This window comes from Paenibacillus aquistagni, assembly GCF_900177815.1.
Taxonomy (GTDB): Bacteria; Bacillota; Bacilli; order Paenibacillales; family Paenibacillaceae; genus Paenibacillus_B; species Paenibacillus_B aquistagni.
Genome location: NZ_FXAZ01000001.1, coordinates 222,299 through 239,852, shown reverse-complemented (window position 1 = coordinate 239,852; position 17,554 = coordinate 222,299). Strand labels below are relative to the sequence as shown.

Here is a 17,554-nt window from a genome sequence, read left to right as displayed (position 1 = left end):
CTTGAGAATACTTGAAATAGGCCTGCTTTCATTCTACATCCTAGAAAGGCTTTGTGCTCATTTCGTTTTCATGCTTGCATACGATGAGATACAGCAATTCTCTGGTCTATGCTGCATGCAAAAAACGCACCTCGCCTTGACATTCATGCCGGATGCATATACTATTCATCCATAGTAATCGTAATCAGGTCCTCGTTAGGTGAGGCTCCTATACAAATACAGGCCACTGCCCGGAAACATCGAAAGATGCCAATGGGTAGAACAGGGATTGCCGGATTAAGGCTTTTCATAATGTGGCTAAGGGCTCATGCTCTTTACGTTGTATAGTGCCAAAGCTGTGACTAGGGGGAATGAAGCTTAAGGCAGCGCTTGTATACCGCTGTGATGCCTTGATTCTTCGCTTGCTGCATGTTGAGCTCTCCCTATGGACGTGGGGGGGCTTTTTTTAATAGCTAGATTTTCTACATGAAGAGCCATGATTCCCAATACCAACGATGTTCCTGCTTCAACACATGTGCTGACAAAGGAGGTAGCTGCTATGCTGCAACACGAGACAAAACAACCCATCCTCGTCGTGGAGGATGATCAACACATTCAGCGCTTCATTCGCATCAATCTGGAGCGCAGCGGATTTGAGGTCATCTCGTCATCAACGGGAACAGAAGCGCTTCAGGCCGTAGAACATCACCAGCCTGATGTCATCATCCTAGATGTGATGCTGCCGGATATCGACGGCTTTGAATGCTGCGAGCGCATTCGGGCTAAGGATCCGCATGTTGTCATCATGTTCCTAACCGCGAAGGGCCAGGATCTGGATAAGATTCGAGGGCTCGAGCTTGGTGCAGACGACTACATCGTGAAGCCGTTCAATCCGCTAGAGCTCGTCGCAAGGATCAACAGCGTGCTGAGACGTACACAAATACCGAAGGATCCGCTATCGTCTGCCAGCAGCCGTCATGTCCTAACAGCTGGTCCCTTGCGCCTCGATATTGACGCGAATCGGCTCTATAAGCACGATCAGGTGATCGAGCTTACGCCGAAGGAATATGCTGTCATCAAGGTGTTCATGGAGCATCCGGACAAAGCCTTAACCCGGGATGATCTCTTGAACTTGGCATGGGGCGAGGACTTTGTCGGCGACCCGAAGACCATCGATGTGCATGTTCGCAAGCTAAGAGAGAAGCTTGAAGATGACAGCTCTCATCCGCAATGGATTGAGACGGTGTGGGGGCGCGGTTATCGTCTGAGAAAGGATGGTTAAGCGTGAGCATTCAAAAAAGACTTGTTGGCAGCTACCTCGCCGTCATTCTTATTACTGTAGGCCTGCTCGAAATCATACTCATTGCTGCCGTCAATCATTACTATCATCACAATGTGCAGCAATCGCTGATCAAACAAGCCGAAATCTCAGCTTCGTTTTTCAATAACTATTTCGCTGAAGAAGAATTAAGCAAGCAATCCGATCGCCTGCTGCGGGGATTTGCGCAAAATACGTCTGCGCAAGTACAAATTATAGATGCTTCTCTCACGCTTCTGGAGGATTCCAACGGCAACGAGGATCAGCCCAGCATGACCCAATATCCGGATATTGCGGCAGCCATGGCTGGCAAGCCCGGAATCTGGCGGGGCAAAGACATCTCATGGGGGCCTTCAGCGGATACGCTGCTTGCCGTCTCCTACCCGCTTCAGGCAGCAGGCTCGATCGTAGGCGTCGTTCGTTATGTTACCTCCTTGGCCCCAGTCATTGCCACGATCCAATATATTGCGTCATGGGCAGTAGGCGCAGGACTGTTCATTCTCATTCTCGTTGCCATTCTTGGCATCTATTTGTCCCGCACGATCACAGAGCCCATCCTCGCGCTGACTGCAGCGGCCTCTCAGTTGGCCGAGGGGGATCTCACCATCCGGACAAGCAAGCGGTATCAGGATGAGCTTGGCACGTTGTCAGACACCTTCAACACGATGGCTGCGCGTCTTGAGCAGCATCAAGAGCTTAAAAACGACTTTATCTCCTCCATCTCCCATGAGATCAGAACGCCGCTCACCAATATTCATGGCTGGGTCGTAACCCTGAAGGCAGATCCTAGCAAGGATGAGGGCCTATGGAGAGAAGGGCTTGATATTATTGACGAGGAAAGCATCCGCTTGACCCAGCTAGTCGAAGAACTGCTGGATTTCTCCAAGCTGGAGAATGGCCGGATACAGCTCTCTTTATCCACGGTTGATGTGCCGAAGCTGCTCCGTCATATTGAAGCCCAGCTTACGCCGCGCGCAGAGCGGCTTGGACTTCACTTCGAGGTCACAGCTGCTGCGACTCTCCCTGCCGCCTTGCTGGACGAGAATCGCATGAAGCAGGTGCTGATCAACTTGCTTGATAATGCGTTCAAATTCACTCGCGCAGGCGGTACGGTCATACTAAGTGCGGCTGCTCGCAACGATGCGCTTCTGCTTACAATCTCAGACAATGGACAAGGCATTCCATCGAGCGAGCTTCCTTATATTACAGAGAAATTCTATCATGGGAAGATGTCGGCCTCAGGCAGCGGGCTCGGCTTATCGATCTGCCAGGAGATCATGAAGCTGCATCAGGGATCGATTACGATCGACAGCGTATGGGAACAAGGCACCACCGTCCGCCTCAAGCTGCCGATCAAAGGTCCTGCATCTTATCTTTAACGATTTCATAACCCCTTTTCGCCCACACTTCATTACACTGGACAAGAAGAGAATGGCAAGGAGAATACGGCAATGAAAAAGAAGTGGATGTCGACGATGATTGCAGCGGCAATGCTTGGAATGCAGAGCTGCAGCATCCCGGCCGCACCGATTGACTTGATACAAGCTCCAGCAGCACAGGATGCTTCAGAGGACGAAAATGAGCTTAGGCAAGCGCTGCCTGAGGGCTCCCGCATCCTGCTGCCATTGTCTCAAGAAGAGGGCTCAGGCATTATGTTTGGCGATATCGACGGCGATCAAGCGGAAGAGGCGATTGTGGTGTTTGAGGACGGCTCCATGAACAGCAGTCATCAGGTCGCCATGCTTAAAAAAGTAGAGGGACAATGGAAAGTCGTGTGGGATACAAAAGGAGCCGGCAACGGTTTGGATTTCACACAGATCAAGGATGTCGATCATGACGGCATTCCAGACGTCGTACTAGGCTGGGTGCTGGGCGGCGGCGAGAAGGGACTCGATGTTTACACATGGAAAGATCATTCCCTTGAGCTGCTGCATAAGAAAGGCTACCGCGATCAACCACTGGATTCTAACGAGCAAGAGATTTCCCTTCCTTAGTCTACATTCATTGCCGGGCTCTCACATGCGGGGAGCCCTTTTTTCTTATCTCCATCAATCCCCTGCTGCCAATTCCTTCGAGCTGAATGAAAGGCAGGTTATTTATTCATGAATCGAAAACGTAAAAGACGCAAGTGGAGCATGATCTGGCTCGCTCTCATTATTTTAATCACCTCGGGCTTTGCCTTTCGCAAGCCCCTTTCTCTATGGGCTTATGATCATTTGCTTGCGAAGCGCGTAGAGCAATCATTAGAGCAGGTGTATAAGCCGCTCGATATAGACCGCCCTAGTCTTGATCTAAGCGAAGAGCCTCCCTTCTCCCTCCTGCTGCTTGGCATCGATCAGCGAGATCAGGAGGTTGGGCGCTCGGATTCTATGATATACAGCGTGATTCGGCCCAAGGATCATCAAGTGCTGCTGCTGTCGATCCCAAGAGACTCCTATACGGAGATCATCGGCAAAGGCAAAGAAGACAAAATCGCACATGCCTATGCATTTGGCGGAGCCGAGATGAGTGTGAATACGGTGGAGCATCTGCTAGAGCAGCCGGTGCATCACTACGCCTCCATTAATTTCAAGGGCTTTAGAGATGTCGTTGATGCGCTTGGCGGTGTCGCGCTTCCCATTACAGAGGATATCGAAAACAAGCAGTGGAATCATGACAAGTTCTTCATCCCAGCCAACAAGCCGCTGTATACCGGTTTGGAGGCTTTGAATTATGTCCGCTATCGTGAAGATACCGATCAGAATCGAATGGAACGCAACCAAATCTTCCTGCAGGCCATTACAGCGCGCGCGCTTCAGTGGAAGCAGCTAAGCAAGATTCCTACATTGCTTAATATTGCAGGAAGCAATTTTCAGACCGACATCCCGCCAAGCAATATGGTGGACCTCGGCAAGCTGATCTTTATGAGAGATGAGGTGCCTGAGTTCCACAGCTATGCGCTGACGGGAGATGGGAAGATGATGGATGGCATCTGGTACTACATGCTCGATGAAAGCACGGTAGAGGAGGCTCACCAGATGATTGAGGATTGGCTTGACCCTCAGATGGATATCGATACATTGCTGCTTCCCTTTAAGAACAAGGATTGAAAATGGTTAAAGTCGGCATCTGCTACCGCATTGAGGCTGATAAACAGCGCGCAAGAAGGAGCGAGCACGCTGTCGTAATACAAGAGACTCAAGCGTTCCTCATTACGTTACGTAACGGTCAGGAGGTTGTCTTATGATGAAGCAGCCGATTAAGGGGCGCCCTGACTATCTCCTGCTGCTGCTGACTTTAAGTCTGGTCAGTATTGGTATGGTGACGATCTTTAGCGCGAGTGCGGGAGTCGTAGCGGTCCGCTATGATAATCCTTGGCATTATGCTGCGAGGCAAGGTTTGTTTGCCATCGCCGGCCTATTGACCATGTTCATATGTATGGCGATTCCTTACCGGACATGGAAGAAGGCTGCGCCTATCTTGATCTTGACCGCCTTGGGGCTGCTTTTGTTGGTCAGCCTTATTGGCACCCCTGTGAATGGGGCCAGAAGATGGATCAGCATTGCCTCCTTTCAGTTTCAGCCAACGGAGTTTGCCAAGCTCGCACTTATTATTTACTTGGCAGCGCTCATCAGCAACAAAGAAGAGCGTATCGCCTCCTTCAAGCGGGGATTGCTGCCGATCCTGATCGTCGTTGGACTGCTCCTAGCGCTCATCATGCTGCAGCCAGACTTTGGAACTGCGTTGCTGTTTGTTATGATTGCGATCACGATGATCGTAATTGGCGGCGCACACCCCGGGCAGCTTGCAATGCTTGGCGCAGGTCTGATACCGATCTGTCTCTTGCTCGCCTTCGGCAAGAGCTACCGAATCAATCGGCTCGTATCTTATTTAAACCCGCTTGATCACGCAAGCGGCACCGGCTATCAGCTTGTCCAATCCTTATATGCCTTCGCTCATGGCGGCGCGCTTGGAACAGGACTTGGACACGGCGTGCAAAAATATTTTTATTTGCCGGAAGCTCATACCGACTTTATTTTTGCCGTAATTGGGGAAGAGTTCGGATTGGTCGGAGCGCTGTTTGTCATTATGTTGTTCGTCCTTTATCTTGGCTGCGGCTTCCGCGCGGCGCTTAGAAGCGAGGATACGTTTGGTGTTCTGCTCGCTGCAGGCATCGTCACAATGATCGGGACTCAGATTCTGCTTAATCTTGGAGCTGTAACCGGCACACTGCCTGTCACTGGCATGCCGCTTCCTTTTATCAGCTATGGCGGCTCTTCCCTGCTGCTGTGCATGGCCAGCACAGGGATTCTGCTCAGCATCACGCGTGACATGAACAAAAGAGCCGTGTTAAGCGAACATCCAAATTCGAGGAAAAAGAGGAAATAGAGGTTAAATCATATGCTTGATTTGAAAAAGCTTAAACATATCGATGGATTTACTTTCATCATCTTGCTCGGCTTAGTTGCCGTCGGCACGGTCGCTGTGCATGATGCTACCCAGTATTCAGATCTGAACGGACTGTATTGGAATCACGTCGTGCTGTTTTTGGTGTTCTGCGTGCCCATGTTTCTTATCGCGGTAATCGACTATCATGTTCTCATCAGCCGGTTCGCATATGCGCTATATGGACTGGGCCTTGGGCTGCTCGTGCTTGTTATTGCCATCGGAACGTCTATTAATGGAGCGAAGCGCTGGATCGGCATTGGCGGGTTCCAGCTCCAGCCATCAGAAATGATGAAGGTTGCAGCCGTCCTGCTTGCTGTGCATCTGTTAAAAAAACATAACGGGAATGAGCTTCGCTCCTTTCGTGACATTGCTCCTATCATGCTCATCTTTCTAATCCCGCTGCTGCTCATCTTAAAGCAGCCCGATCTCGGGACTGGACTAGTGTTCGTTGGCATTCTGCTCTGTATGCTGTGGATGGGCAATATGCGCGCCAGCTATATGTTTGGCGGGCTTGCCTTAAGCGGCGGTCTTGTCGGCATCATCTGCTGGCTGTACTTTGCGAACGAAGAGCTGCTTGCCAAGTTTATCCGTCCGCATCAGCTGTCGAGAATCCAAACCTTCCTGGATCCAACCAGTGACCCAGACAAGTCCTGGCATGTCAACAATGCCATTCAAGCGATTGGTTCTGGACAATTAAGCGGCAGCGATGGCTTGTATTTAAAAGGGGGATTTGTTCCTTATGCCTATTCAGACTCCATATTTGTCGTTGTTGGCCATCGCTATGGCTTTATTGGCTCATCACTGTTGATACTGCTATATTTCCTCCTAATCTGGCGCTTGGTCGGGATCGCGAGGGACAGTCGAGATCTGGCTGGCTCCTACCTTGTGATTGGCGTGCTGGGCATGTTTATCTTTCAGATCTTTGTAAATATTGGCATGCATATCGGGCTTGTGCCGTTAACGGGGATCTCCCTCCCCTTTATCAGCTACGGAGGCAGCTCCATGCTTACGAATCAGATTGCCATTGGGCTTGCTTTAAGTGTGCACGTCTATAAGAATGATGTCCCGCTAGACTTCTAGCTCCCCCATACTTTTTATGCGCCTGTGCTCCTTGTTAAGAAGAACACAGGCGCTCCTTTTATCCCGCTTCATCCTGTTCCACTAGGCCAGTTCTTCGCTTTCTCCCTTTCACCTCGATTCTTCTTTATTTTTTCTTTCCTGAGACTGTAACGAAACCCATTCCAAGATACACTAATAGATATAACAAACGATTTGCCGTCAAATGCTGCGGAAAGCAGCGCTCATGCTGAGCAGGCAAGGAAAGGAGGATGGCTTGTGCATGAGGACATCGAAGAGCTGTATATAAGTTGTTATCCTGAGCTGCATCGCTTTTTGTCACGCCACTGCAAAGATCACACGGTTGTCGATGATCTCATTCAGGCAACCTTCCTTGAAGCCCTAAAGAGCATGGAAAGCTATCATCATCAATCTTCGTTGAAAACTTGGCTGTTTGCCATCGCGAAGCATCAGCTGTACCGTCATTATCGCAAGCATGCAAAGGACATGGAAGCCGATACCCGCATAGGCGTGCAGATGATTCAGGAAGATCACGCCCATACTGCACTGCTTGCAAATGAGATCATCCATAAGGTCAATGCGCTTACACAACCGCAGCGTGACATTATGCGACTGAGGCTCTTGTATGGGCTCTCCTTTAAGGAAATTGGAATCAAAATCGGGCAGACGGAAAATTATTGCCGCGTGTATTACTATCGTATCAAGGAAAAACTGCGAAAGGAGCTCCATTATGATGACATGTAATCTAGCAAAAGATCTCATGCCGCTTGAAATAGAAGGCTTGCTGCATGATGAGAGCAGTGCCCTGCTCAAAGAGCACTTGGAGACATGCTCAGCCTGTAGGCAGCTGTACGAAGAGATGAGTGAGGATTACATCGCCCAGCCGATAATGGCTAAAGAATCAGGCGACATTCACTCGCTTGTTCAAAAGCTTGCAAAGTACCAAAGCAATATTAAGCTTGCTGCGGTGCTCGCTGCTACGCTGCTCAGCTGTGTGATTACGGGAGCAGGCGTGCAGTTCCTGTCCACGTTCCCGCTGCTGATCATCGTGCCTTTTGCATGCAGATTGTATTATCAAGGCTCCTTATGGATCCTGCTGTCCACCCTTCCCTTTGCGATGCTTGGAGGCTGGATTAGTGAAAATAACGGCAGCTATATCCCTTTCTTTATGGTCATTGCCTTCGTGCTCGCTTGTGTAGGCGTTGGTGCTGCCGTTCTCTTGAAGCAAGCATTAAGCAGCAGGCGGAGCGTTAGCCGATATGGACTGGGGCTCGTCTCTATCGCCCTTCTTCTATTCAGCTGCAATGGATACTTCTCGCTTATGGGTAACCCGATTGGTTATGTCAAAGCTATGATCGAAACTCGCCAATATGTGGACCGGACGTATCCGGAGGGAACGCTCCGTTTTAAAGGCGTCTATTACAATTTCAAGTTCAATAAACATTTTGGGAGCTTTGAATATATTTTGGATGGCGTGCCGCGAAAAGCCTCGATTGAGGTTTACCCAGATGGAGATGTAAGCGACAGCTATAAGGATACATTGGAATGGCAGTTCGCTGACGAACGCAGCGCTGATCTAAAGGCCGCGATTGCTGCAGCACTGCAATACAAGCCGTTCTACGTATCCGCAGTCGTAGATGAAGAGGAGAAGCTTCATATTTCTCAAGATGAGCTCAATCATCATTATGAGCATCTCTCCTATGATCCAGCCAGAAAAGAGCAGGCGGCCTTGCTTCGACTGAGCGAAGGCGCGAAGCTCCACTATGTGATTGCGCTCGGCGGATCATCCGTCGATGAGTTCTCGGCCATGTCCAAGGAACAGCTTGTGTCCACTGCCGCTGCCATCGCAGAAACGCTCAAGTCGCAGCAGTTCTCCTACAAGCGAATAGAGCTCAAGGCAAAGCTTGATTCCTCAACCGTGCAGTCGGTCAGCTTCACGCCTGACACCTCGCAAGAGAAGCTGCTGGAGCAAGTGCTTACCTTTGATATTGATAAAAAGGAAGGAAAATGAACGAGTGGAACCCGCTCTATGCTGAAGCTTTACCGTAATAAAAAGGTCTTTGCTTGCTTCAAGGGCGGTTCATGATACAATAACATGAGGATTTTAAACAAGGGAGCATATCACATTCACATGACAACGACATTTAAGAAAATAGGCATTTGCCCAGAGCTGGTTCAGCAGCTCAAAGAGCTGGGCATTCACACTCCGACTCCAATTCAAGAAGCGTCAATACCCTTGATACAAAAGGAGCAGGATGTCATAGCCGAAGCTCAGACTGGAACCGGCAAGACGCTTGCCTTCGTGCTGCCGATGCTAGAACGCATCAATACCGCTCGTGATGACGTGCAGGGATTGATTCTTACACCGACTCGCGAACTCGCGATCCAGATTACGACCGAGTTGAAGAAGCTCTCCCCTATCGTCGGCGCACGTGTGCTTGCCGCATACGGCGGGCAGGACGTGGAGCGCCAGCTTCAGAAGCTGAAGGGAGCCGTTCATATTGTCGTTGCGACACCAGGACGCCTCTTGGATCATTTGCGCCGCGGCTCCATTTCGCTTGGCAAGCTGCGCATGCTGGTACTCGACGAGGCAGATCAAATGCTGCACATGGGCTTTCTGACGGAAGTGCAAGACATTATTTTGCAGACCCCTACAAGCCGTCAGACATTGCTATTCTCGGCCACAATGCCGCTGCAGGTTCGGCAATTGGCTCAAGCCTATATGAAGCAGCCCGAGCATCTTCAGGCCGCTTCGGAGCAGATTACGGTCAAGGACATTAAGCAAATTGCGGTGCAGGTCACCGATCGTTCCAAATTCAAGGATTTGTGCTCGCTGATCGATCAGCAGCATCCTTATTTGGCTGTTGTATTCTGCAGAACGAAACGGCGGGCGAGCAAGCTGAATGAAGAGCTTCAGGAGATGGGCTACGCTTCCGATGAGCTGCATGGCGATCTCACGCAAGCTAAGCGAGAGCAGGTTATGAAGAGCTTCCGCGATGCCAAGCTTCAAGTTCTGGTTGCCACAGATATGGCAGCGCGTGGATTGGACGTGGAAGGTGTAACCCACGTGTTCAACTATGATATACCGGCAGATGCCGAGCTGTATATTCACCGCATCGGCCGTACAGGCCGCGCTGGCAACAGCGGCACAGCAATTACATTTGTCACCGCGCGCGATCGCGGCAAGCTGGAGCAGATTGAGCGCGGCATTCGCATGACGCTTCCACAGCGTCAGCTTGGAGAAGCGGGACTTGAACGCGGCGGCGCAGCGCCGAAGGCGAAGCCGGAGCGCGGCAATGAACGCGCAGACGCTGGTAAGCGCGGTGGGCGCGGCAGTGAGCGCGCAGACGCTAGTAAGCGCGGTGGGCGCGGTAGTGAACGCGCAGACGCTAGTAAGCGCGGTGGGCGCGGTAGTGAACGCGCGGACGCCAGTAAGCGCGGTGGGCGCGGCAGTGAGCGCGCAGACGCTGGCTTGCGCGGCGGGCGCGGTAGTGAGCGCGCAGACGCTGGCTTGCGCGGTGGGCGCGGTAGTGAGCGCGCAGACGCTGGCTTGCGCGGTGGGCGCGGTAGTGAGCGCGCAGACGCTGGCTTGCGCGGTGGGCGCGGCAGTGAGCGCGCGGACGCGGGTATGCGCGGCGGGCGCGGTAGTGAACGCGCAGACGCTAACAAGCGCGGTGGGCGCGGTAGTGAACGCGCGGACGCTAACAAGCGCGGTGGGCGCGGTAATGAGCGCGCAGACGCTAGTAAGCGCGGCGGGCGCTCCAATGGACGCGCGGATGGCGGGCGCCGCCAGGCACGCGGCAAGCGCTAAGCGGATCGCCAGCCATAAATAAGCCGAGCAGCCTTGAAGTGTACAAGGCTGCTCGGCTTTTTAGCATGACGCAATGTATTCCCACTGCGAATGTTCGTCCCCCCTGCTTGGGCAACCCTTAGCAGTAGACGCTTTACAATCTGCTAGAGCCCTACACGGCTCCCAACGCCAGATGTGCAGCAGTCCATCCTCATAAAAAAGTCCCTTCCAGCCTGATAAGCACAGTAAGGGACTTCATCCTCTAATTAAATTGCAAGTTCACATTCGAAACAGACCACGGTGAGGTTGGGAAGAAAATATGATAAGTGCCTTGTGGCAGGTTATGATACGTGTGGCTGAAATTGCCGATGCCATACATCGGACTAATATCGTAGATGTAGCTGTTGCCAGAAGGAGTAGTGCGAATTAAACGTACATTTTCATCCGTACCAGGATAAGCTTGGCGAGTTACATAGCCAGTAACCGTCAAATCCCCTTGTCCGGTGATCGAATACCCAATGGCGCTGGCTAGAGAAGCAGCATCCGTTCTTACATCTGCCGCTGACGCAGAAACTGCAAACAACAAGGATAAGAGCATTGCCATCATTACAATAATCGCCTTATTTCTTTTCATCACAATTCACCCTTTTCTCATCGTTAAGGTTGCAAGGTGAAGGAAGAAGTCTAGCGGATCGCTGGCCAGCTATACAGAAGTTATAACGCTTACCTTCGAGGAAAATATAGCATAGTTCTACTTTTCAATCAATAATGAATGTAAATTTATCTGCTAGCTTTTTCCTATCCATCTTCTGAGCCAATTGCTGGGGGCATTTCGATGTTCGATCGGAACGAGGGCTCTCACAACCTCTTCAATATCCTCCTGCTCCGCAAATGGATCTGGAATCGAGGGCAGCGCATAGATTTGCTCAATCGGCACCAGCCGCTGAATATTTTTAACGATCTGCTTCGTTGCTAGCGGAATGCACAGCGTCCACTGGCTTATATCTTGGTCTGCCTGTTGATCGTAAAAAGCAATAATGTCTGGTTGATTCCAGACGCTTCCAGATCCGACGACAATCGAGATATGCGCATATCTGAAATAGTCAAAATAAGCAGACCCCGAAAAGTTACCGATATCAAGAATGATGTAGTCATATCCTCTTGACACCAGCTCCCCCATTTGCAAATGGGCACTGCATTTAATATAATCCACACCTCGAATGTGAAATTGGCTCATGTCCAACGATCGGTATTCCACCTCACGATGAACACATTCAATTCGTTCAAAATCTCTTGAACCATTCGCCTCATACAATGCCACGGTGTGCCTTGTTCGGGCCAATTGCTGTGCAAGCATGATCGCAGTATGACTGCAGCCCACGCCTTCCGCTGTGCCTGCCACGGCAATCACGACGCTGCTGACAGGAGACGAGCCGATGGAAGGGCGCCCTTCGTGAGATAAGTACTTCCATTTCTTTTTCCCCATATCCATAACTTAAGGAGTAGAATCCTGCCACACCTCAGCCCAGACTCCTATTCCTCTCCTCCCTCCTCCTTAATCATCCCTTCAGCCTGCATCGCAGGAGACCTGCCGCGCATCGCCTTCGTGGACTATACAAACATCCATTCATTCTCCCGCATCCCAGACAAGTACAGCTTTGCCGTATGCACGAACTCATTGGAAGTCCGGCGCAGGCTGCCTGATGGATGAAGAGCCTTGTCCTGCTTATCCTTATAGAGATAGATCGGATTAAGCTGAATGCAGCCATTTCTGACTCCCAACACCTCCGAGATCTCCACAATGCGGCGGGATTGATCGGAAAGTCTCGCGACATGGACAATGATATCGATAGCAGAACAAATCTGTTTACGGACAACTTCTGCAGGCAGGTACCCTCCTGCAAGCATCATCGTCTCCAGCCTGTTCAGCACATCTTCAGCAGAACAAGCATTGACGGTCGACAGCGATCCGTCCAGTCCTCCGTTCATCGCCTGCATCAAATCCGCCGCTTCCGCGCCGCGAATCTCGCCTAATACTAAGCGATTTGCTCCCATTCGCAAGGAACGATGAATAAGCTCACGGATCGAGCTTCTGCTAAGTCCATCTGAAGTCATTCTCCAGGCTTCCATCTGAACTCGATTCGGAACCTCATCAACATGAAGCTCTGCTATATCTTCTATCGTAATAATGCGCTCATCATTAGGGATGCTGTTCGTCAGAGCATTCAATAAGGTGGTCTTGCCTGACCTCGTTTCTCCACTGATGAGAATATTATATTTGCATCGCACAAGGTTCTGCAGCAGCCTTGCCGCATCCTTCGGTATGCTGCCTTTATTAATCCATTTATCAATCGTCAAGGTCGAATCCGCGCGTTTATGAATCGTCATCGTCGGCCCATGCACAGCAACCGGCGGCATGACGATATTAACATGGGACTCATTTTCAAGCCTTACATCCATGAGCGGAGGCAGCTCATCCGTTGATGGACGGACCTTCTCCGTTATTTTATATATCCAATGGATGAAGGCTTCTTGACTCTCAAAGCGCTGTTCGCTAAGGACAGTGCTGCCTTCTCGTTCAATATAGATCTCATCGTAGCTGTTGATCATAATGGCTGTAATATGCGGATCATCCATGAGCGGTTGAACGACATCAAGCCCACGGTACATGTCATACAGCCTTTGGGTAAAATGATTGATTTGTGTATGCGTCAAGTACGCTTCTTTTGAGTAATCAAGTACGGTTGTGCGAATTCGCTCCCTCAATTGCTCATTTGACAGCCTTGACAGATGATGCAGCCGATGCTGCAAACGATTCTGCAAGTGCTCCAATATCTGTTCTTCCGTCATCTTTATCACCTCGTCCAATGACCTACTCATGATGTACTATGTATAGTTGAAGGTCTTGTTCGACAGTAACTACACTACGCCTGCAACCCGTTGTTTCCAAAAGAAGCTTGGATTATCGTTTTACTCATGCTCATTATGTGTTTGGGATGTTATTCACAAAGGTTGGGAGCCTTAGCGATAAAAGCCTGTCCTGTTGTCATGGCTTCTCCCTCACACAGCGTGTATTCATGACCACGATCTTGCGTCAGCTAGGTCGTATCATCCTGTCTATTGAATCATTCCATATACATAATTTACAGCTTGACGCAATATATCTTTAGTCTTGTAGTCACACATCTCGACATAAAGATAGATCATTCGTCATGCACCTTACATATTATCTTAATAGAGATATTTTGTAAATGAGCAATCTGTAAAAAGATATCCAAAAGACCTTCCACATCACTTGTATGCTTTCGGGGTATAAATAATTAAATCCCAAAAATTACACAATAAATTTTTTTTAAGCATTTATCTTACTTTAGGATTCAACTGGGGTCTGGGCAATTTGATGGATTTGGAGGCAGACAGAATGCAGATAGGAGATCGCCTAAGAACGCTGCGGCGAGAGAAAAACTTAACGACAACTCAGCTGTCCAAACTTTCCGGAGTGACGCAATCAACCATTAGCGAGATTGAGAATGACAATCGCTCCCCTCAGCTTGATACGCTTGATAAGATATGTCAAGCGCTCGGAATATCGATCAATGAGCTGTTTCCCGCAGCAACGAACAGAACACTGTTTCTTTCTGATGAGGAAAAACATATTCTTCAAGTGTTCTACCAGCTCAATCCACATGAGCGAGAAGCGCTGAAGACACTTGTTACCTCTTTATTGGATCGTTCCAAGACGTAAATCAAGCCTCCTCAAAGATAACACGCAGGCAAGGAGCCTTCCTTGCCTTATCAAAAACACTTCCATCCATATTCCTTTATCCCATTAAGAGAAGCACGAATAGATGATTCAAGTGAGCATTTGCAACTGCTGCGTTCTATCACTTTACTTTCATTCGAACAAACCAACATTAAGATGTTCTCATTAGAACCACAAAAGCATCGCTTGGCTTGTCCAACAAGCTGCGATGCTTTTTATCTTCTATGACGATGTATAGAGGCTTATTGTTGCATCTCCTCTGTTATATTTGGAAACTCATCCACGAATACGGTCCAATCCTGACCCATTTCCTCCTCTACTAACAAACAAGCATCCAACGAGGTGATAATTTCCTCTCGGTTCATCTCAATGCCAATAAACACGATCTTGTTTATCCGATCGCCATGGACCGGGTGCCAATGCATGCCTGCCTCTAGCTCTTCGGACAATATTGCACGCTGCTCCTCTTCAGGCAGAGCCGCTATCCAATATCCAGCAGGTCCAAACTGAATCGATGGCCCCGCTTGGCTCATGCTCTGAGCATAATCAGGACGTGTCGCAAGCCACACCGTTCCTTTTGCCCGGACAATCTCTGCAGGCAATTGCTCCATCCAGCGCATTAAGCGCTCAGGGTGAAAAGGATGCGCGCGCTCGTAGACAAAGGAGGATATTCCGTATTCCTCTGTCTCAGGCGTATGCTCGCTCTTCTCCAGCTCCTTCATCCAGCCTGCTGATGTGCTCGCTTCCTCGAAGTTGAATCTGCCTGTATTTAAGATTTCGGCAGGATCAACCTGCCCATGCGAACTGCGAATAAATTGGGCTCGAGGCTGAAGCTTGCGCAGCACACGCTCTAATTCCTGAAGCTCCTCTACGTTTACTCTGTCACATTTGTTTAGAATAAGCACATCGCAGAATTCAATTTGATCAATCAGCAGATCAACGACATCTCGGTTATCTTCTTCGCTTACAGCTTGACTTCGTTCGAGCAGCGATTCGCCGCTTGTGTAGTCATGCCAGAATCGATAGGCATCGACAACCGTAACCATACAATCTAATCGGCAATACGTTGTCAAATCAATCCCCTGCTCCTCATCCACATAAGTGAACGTCTGAGCGACTGGGACTGGCTCTCCCACCCCTGTAGATTCAATCAATATATAATCAAAGCGCCCTTCCTTAGCAAGACGCTCTACCTCGCGAAGCAAATCTTCACGCAATGTGCAGCAAATGCATCCATTGGACATTTCCACTAGTGTCTCTTCTGTACGCGATAACCCTCCTCCATCTTTTATCATAGAAGCATCAATATTTACCTCGCTCAGATCGTTAACAATAACCGCAACACGCAGGCCATCGCGATTATGCAGCACATGATTTAAAATGGTGGTCTTGCCTGAACCAAGGTAACCACTAAGCACCGTTACCGGAATAGCTGAAGATGTCATGACATCACCTCTTAATCGTAATAATTACGATTTAATAATAAAGATCCCTGCTTGTGATGTCAAATTATTTTTCAGCCTGACATCATTTCTTCTAAATATGAGAATAAATGCGGTACGCGAACATCTTGAGCAATTGGCATGTTTGCGTCAAGGCGATCCCGTACATACTTGTACAGGGTCTGTAGACCGGATATGATAAACATGCAGCTGCTTGTCCGGTCAACCTAACCTTGCCAGGCCTTGTACTTGACCTTAGGATTACACCTGCTGCAATCCCATTTTCCTCGCATGGAAGGAGTAATGAGCAATGGCTGTAAATGTGTATTTGAATTTTAATGGCAACTGCCGTGAAGCGGTTTTGTTCTATGCTGATGTGTTCGGCACAGAGAAGCCGCACATCATGACTTTTGGAGAACAACCTCCAAACCCCGAGTATCCGCTTCCGGAAGAAGCAAAGGATCTTGTCATGCATGCCCGCTTAATGATTAGCGACAGCAATGTCATGTTCTCCGACACTTTCCCAGGCATGCCGTTTGTACTGGGAAACAACGTATCACTCGCCATTGTTACCCATAGCCGTGAGGATATCGAGAACTGGTTCCACAAGCTGAAGGTAGGCGGCAAGGTAGGCATGGAGCTGCAGGAGACATTCTGGAGCAAATGCTATGGCCAAATTACCGACCAATTCGGCATCGAGTGGCAGCTTAGCTTAGAAGAAGCTGAAGGTAACGAATAAGATGATCTGATCAATAATAAATAAGGATATGATCGCAAGCTTCCCTCTTGGGAATCCTGATCATATCCTTATTTTGCTGCAGCTGAAATGTGACTATATGTAAAGCAAGGGATTTCCATTGCCTTCACGTTTACTACTCCTCATTCGAGTGAGCTGAGATGCTCATGAATGAGCTTCCATACGCCTTCTTGTTTCACAAATACATTAGTTGCTCTGCCTTTGCCCGAAGCCTGGCGTCCATTGATCCAGCCCTCGTAATGGTAGGTATAAATGCAAGTAGCAGCATGCTCGTCCACCGCAATCCACTGTACATCCAATGCGGAGTACACCTCATCTTGAACAACATTCCACGCATGTTCGAAGTAAGCTTGAATCTCTGCTCTTGATGTACAGGTGCGATCGGAGAACCAATATACCGCCCCCTCATGCAAGAGCTTTGCCACCTCCGAGAAATCATGCGTATTCGTAGCAGCTATATAGCGCTCAAGCATCACTTCAACTTCAGCCAGTAACAATGTCTCCACATATATTCCCTCCTTTTTCCTGTCTATTATATTATAATAGAAATTATCATCAGTTAAGGAGATATGTTTATGCGGTATACAACCTCTCTTGAACATCTAACACCAGACATGCTGCAGGGCTTCTTTGTTGATTGGCCCAATCCGCCTTCTGCAGAAGCACATTTGAAGCTGCTTCAGCAAAGCTACAAGGTGGTGCTCGCGATTGACGATGAAGCAAAGCAAGCAGCTGGCTTTATTACGGCCATAAGCGATGGCGTCTTATCTGCCTATATTCCGCTGCTTGAGGTGCTGCCGAGCTACCAGAACAAAGGCATCGGAGGCCAACTGGTTCGTACCATGCTAGAGGAGCTTCAAGGCCTCTATATGATTGATCTTATGTGCGACCAACACCTGCAGGAATACTATAAAAAGCTTGGCATGTTTCCTGCCACAGGCATGATCGTACGCAACTACAATGCGCAATCAGGCAAATCCTGCTGAAGGACCAATATGTT

The 17,554-nt window shown here is 49.3% G+C and carries 17 protein-coding genes and 1 riboswitch; of the genes, 12 read left to right on the top strand and 5 right to left on the bottom strand.

Annotation, left to right across the window (positions count from 1 at the left end; all coding sequences use genetic code 11):
- Positions 1 to 184: 184 nt before the first annotated feature.
- Positions 185 to 355: riboswitch (M-box (ykoK) riboswitch) on the top strand.
- Positions 356 to 538: 183 nt separating this feature from the next.
- The 9 genes from B9Y93_RS01075 to B9Y93_RS01035 all read left to right on the top strand — a co-directional run bounded on the left by B9Y93_RS01075 (position 539) and on the right by B9Y93_RS01035 (position 10,613).
- On the top strand, positions 539 to 1,261 hold the full coding sequence (locus B9Y93_RS01075; RefSeq protein ID WP_085492515.1) for a response regulator transcription factor: 723 nt from the start codon (positions 539 to 541) through the stop codon (positions 1,259 to 1,261).
- A 2-nt stretch (positions 1,262 to 1,263) separates the two neighbouring features.
- Positions 1,264 to 2,676: a sensor histidine kinase gene (locus tag B9Y93_RS01070; RefSeq protein ID WP_085492514.1), complete on the top strand. Its 1,413-nt coding sequence runs from the start codon at positions 1,264 to 1,266 to the stop codon at positions 2,674 to 2,676.
- A 72-nt stretch (positions 2,677 to 2,748) separates the two neighbouring features.
- Complete coding sequence (locus B9Y93_RS01065; protein ID WP_085492513.1) at positions 2,749 to 3,291, top strand: hypothetical protein; 543 nt, start codon at positions 2,749 to 2,751, stop codon at positions 3,289 to 3,291.
- A gap of 108 nt (positions 3,292 to 3,399) precedes the next feature.
- Positions 3,400 to 4,386: an LCP family protein gene (locus tag B9Y93_RS01060; RefSeq protein ID WP_085492512.1), complete on the top strand. Its 987-nt coding sequence runs from the start codon at positions 3,400 to 3,402 to the stop codon at positions 4,384 to 4,386.
- Positions 4,387 to 4,519: 133 nt separating this feature from the next.
- The gene (ftsW, locus tag B9Y93_RS01055) at positions 4,520 to 5,665 is read left to right on the top strand and encodes a putative lipid II flippase FtsW (protein ID WP_244903259.1); all 1,146 of its coding nucleotides are present in this window, start codon (positions 4,520 to 4,522) and stop codon (positions 5,663 to 5,665) included.
- Positions 5,666 to 5,677: 12 nt separating this feature from the next.
- Positions 5,678 to 6,805: an FtsW/RodA/SpoVE family cell cycle protein gene (locus B9Y93_RS01050; RefSeq protein ID WP_085492511.1), complete on the top strand. Its 1,128-nt coding sequence runs from the start codon at positions 5,678 to 5,680 to the stop codon at positions 6,803 to 6,805.
- Positions 6,806 to 7,060: 255 nt separating this feature from the next.
- Entirely contained in the window at positions 7,061 to 7,546 is a 486-nt protein-coding gene (locus tag B9Y93_RS01045) for an RNA polymerase sigma factor (protein WP_176228811.1), read from the top strand.
- On the top strand, positions 7,533 to 8,813 hold the full coding sequence (locus B9Y93_RS01040) for a zf-HC2 domain-containing protein (RefSeq protein WP_085492509.1): 1,281 nt from the start codon (positions 7,533 to 7,535) through the stop codon (positions 8,811 to 8,813). Before B9Y93_RS01045 ends, B9Y93_RS01040 begins: the two co-directional genes overlap by 14 nt.
- Positions 8,814 to 8,933: 120 nt before the next feature.
- A complete protein-coding gene (locus B9Y93_RS01035) occupies positions 8,934 to 10,613 on the top strand; it encodes a DEAD/DEAH box helicase (RefSeq protein ID WP_085492508.1) in 1,680 nt (559 codons plus the stop codon).
- 241 nt (positions 10,614 to 10,854) lie between these two features.
- On the opposite strand, the gene B9Y93_RS01030 is transcribed toward B9Y93_RS01035, so the two are convergent.
- The 3 genes from B9Y93_RS01030 to B9Y93_RS01020 form a co-directional block, all read right to left on the bottom strand.
- Positions 10,855 to 11,226 carry a hypothetical protein gene (locus B9Y93_RS01030; protein WP_085492507.1) on the bottom strand — a complete coding sequence of 124 codons (372 nt, stop codon included), beginning with the start codon at positions 11,224 to 11,226 and terminating at the stop codon, positions 10,855 to 10,857.
- Positions 11,227 to 11,379: 153 nt separating this feature from the next.
- On the bottom strand, positions 11,380 to 12,084 hold the full coding sequence (locus tag B9Y93_RS01025; protein ID WP_085492506.1) for a hypothetical protein: 705 nt from the start codon (positions 12,082 to 12,084) through the stop codon (positions 11,380 to 11,382).
- Between the two features lie 119 nt (positions 12,085 to 12,203).
- Positions 12,204 to 13,442, bottom strand: a complete 1,239-nt coding sequence (locus B9Y93_RS01020; RefSeq protein WP_176228810.1) for a TadA family conjugal transfer-associated ATPase — start codon at positions 13,440 to 13,442, stop codon at positions 12,204 to 12,206.
- Positions 13,443 to 14,013: 571 nt separating this feature from the next.
- On the opposite strand from B9Y93_RS01020, the gene B9Y93_RS01015 reads away from it, so the two are divergent.
- A complete protein-coding gene (locus B9Y93_RS01015) occupies positions 14,014 to 14,337 on the top strand; it encodes a helix-turn-helix domain-containing protein (RefSeq protein ID WP_169026046.1) in 324 nt (107 codons plus the stop codon).
- Between the two features lie 260 nt (positions 14,338 to 14,597).
- On the opposite strand, the gene B9Y93_RS01010 is transcribed toward B9Y93_RS01015, so the two are convergent.
- Positions 14,598 to 15,800, bottom strand: coding sequence for a GTP-binding protein (locus B9Y93_RS01010; RefSeq protein WP_085492503.1), 1,203 nt, complete (start codon positions 15,798 to 15,800; stop codon positions 14,598 to 14,600).
- Between the two features lie 307 nt (positions 15,801 to 16,107).
- Between B9Y93_RS01010 and B9Y93_RS01005 the strand changes: the two genes are divergently transcribed.
- Complete coding sequence (locus tag B9Y93_RS01005) at positions 16,108 to 16,536, top strand: VOC family protein (RefSeq protein ID WP_085492502.1); 429 nt, start codon at positions 16,108 to 16,110, stop codon at positions 16,534 to 16,536.
- A gap of 140 nt (positions 16,537 to 16,676) precedes the next feature.
- On the opposite strand, the gene B9Y93_RS01000 is transcribed toward B9Y93_RS01005, so the two are convergent.
- Positions 16,677 to 17,060, bottom strand: coding sequence for a YybH family protein (locus B9Y93_RS01000; RefSeq protein ID WP_280522873.1), 384 nt, complete (start codon positions 17,058 to 17,060; stop codon positions 16,677 to 16,679).
- Between the two features lie 69 nt (positions 17,061 to 17,129).
- On the opposite strand from B9Y93_RS01000, the gene B9Y93_RS00995 reads away from it, so the two are divergent.
- Positions 17,130 to 17,540 (top strand): GNAT family N-acetyltransferase, encoded by a 411-nt coding sequence (locus B9Y93_RS00995; protein WP_085492501.1) that lies wholly within the window; start codon positions 17,130 to 17,132, stop codon positions 17,538 to 17,540.
- Positions 17,541 to 17,554: the final 14 nt, after the last annotated feature.

Excerpts from the sequence above, each read along its gene's own strand:
- B9Y93_RS01075 (WP_085492515.1), top strand. The coding sequence starts at position 539 with ATGCTGCAACACGAGACAAAACAACCCATCCTCGTCGTGGAGGATGAT.
- B9Y93_RS01065 (WP_085492513.1), top strand. The coding sequence starts at position 2,749 with ATGAAAAAGAAGTGGATGTCGACGATGATTGCAGCGGCAATGCTTGGA.
- B9Y93_RS01060 (WP_085492512.1), top strand. The coding sequence starts at position 3,400 with ATGAATCGAAAACGTAAAAGACGCAAGTGGAGCATGATCTGGCTCGCT.
- ftsW (WP_244903259.1), top strand. The coding sequence starts at position 4,520 with ATGATGAAGCAGCCGATTAAGGGGCGCCCTGACTATCTCCTGCTGCTG.
- B9Y93_RS01050 (WP_085492511.1), top strand. The coding sequence starts at position 5,678 with ATGCTTGATTTGAAAAAGCTTAAACATATCGATGGATTTACTTTCATC.
- B9Y93_RS01040 (WP_085492509.1), top strand. The coding sequence starts at position 7,533 with ATGATGACATGTAATCTAGCAAAAGATCTCATGCCGCTTGAAATAGAA.
- B9Y93_RS01035 (WP_085492508.1), top strand. The coding sequence starts at position 8,934 with ATGACAACGACATTTAAGAAAATAGGCATTTGCCCAGAGCTGGTTCAG.
- B9Y93_RS01030 (WP_085492507.1), bottom strand. The coding sequence starts at position 11,226 with ATGAAAAGAAATAAGGCGATTATTGTAATGATGGCAATGCTCTTATCC.
- B9Y93_RS01025 (WP_085492506.1), bottom strand. The coding sequence starts at position 12,084 with ATGGATATGGGGAAAAAGAAATGGAAGTACTTATCTCACGAAGGGCGC.
- B9Y93_RS01020 (WP_176228810.1), bottom strand. The coding sequence starts at position 13,442 with ATGACGGAAGAACAGATATTGGAGCACTTGCAGAATCGTTTGCAGCAT.
- B9Y93_RS01015 (WP_169026046.1), top strand. The coding sequence starts at position 14,014 with ATGCAGATAGGAGATCGCCTAAGAACGCTGCGGCGAGAGAAAAACTTA.
- B9Y93_RS01010 (WP_085492503.1), bottom strand. The coding sequence starts at position 15,800 with ATGACATCTTCAGCTATTCCGGTAACGGTGCTTAGTGGTTACCTTGGT.
- B9Y93_RS01005 (WP_085492502.1), top strand. The coding sequence starts at position 16,108 with ATGGCTGTAAATGTGTATTTGAATTTTAATGGCAACTGCCGTGAAGCG.
- B9Y93_RS00995 (WP_085492501.1), top strand. The coding sequence starts at position 17,130 with ATGCGGTATACAACCTCTCTTGAACATCTAACACCAGACATGCTGCAG.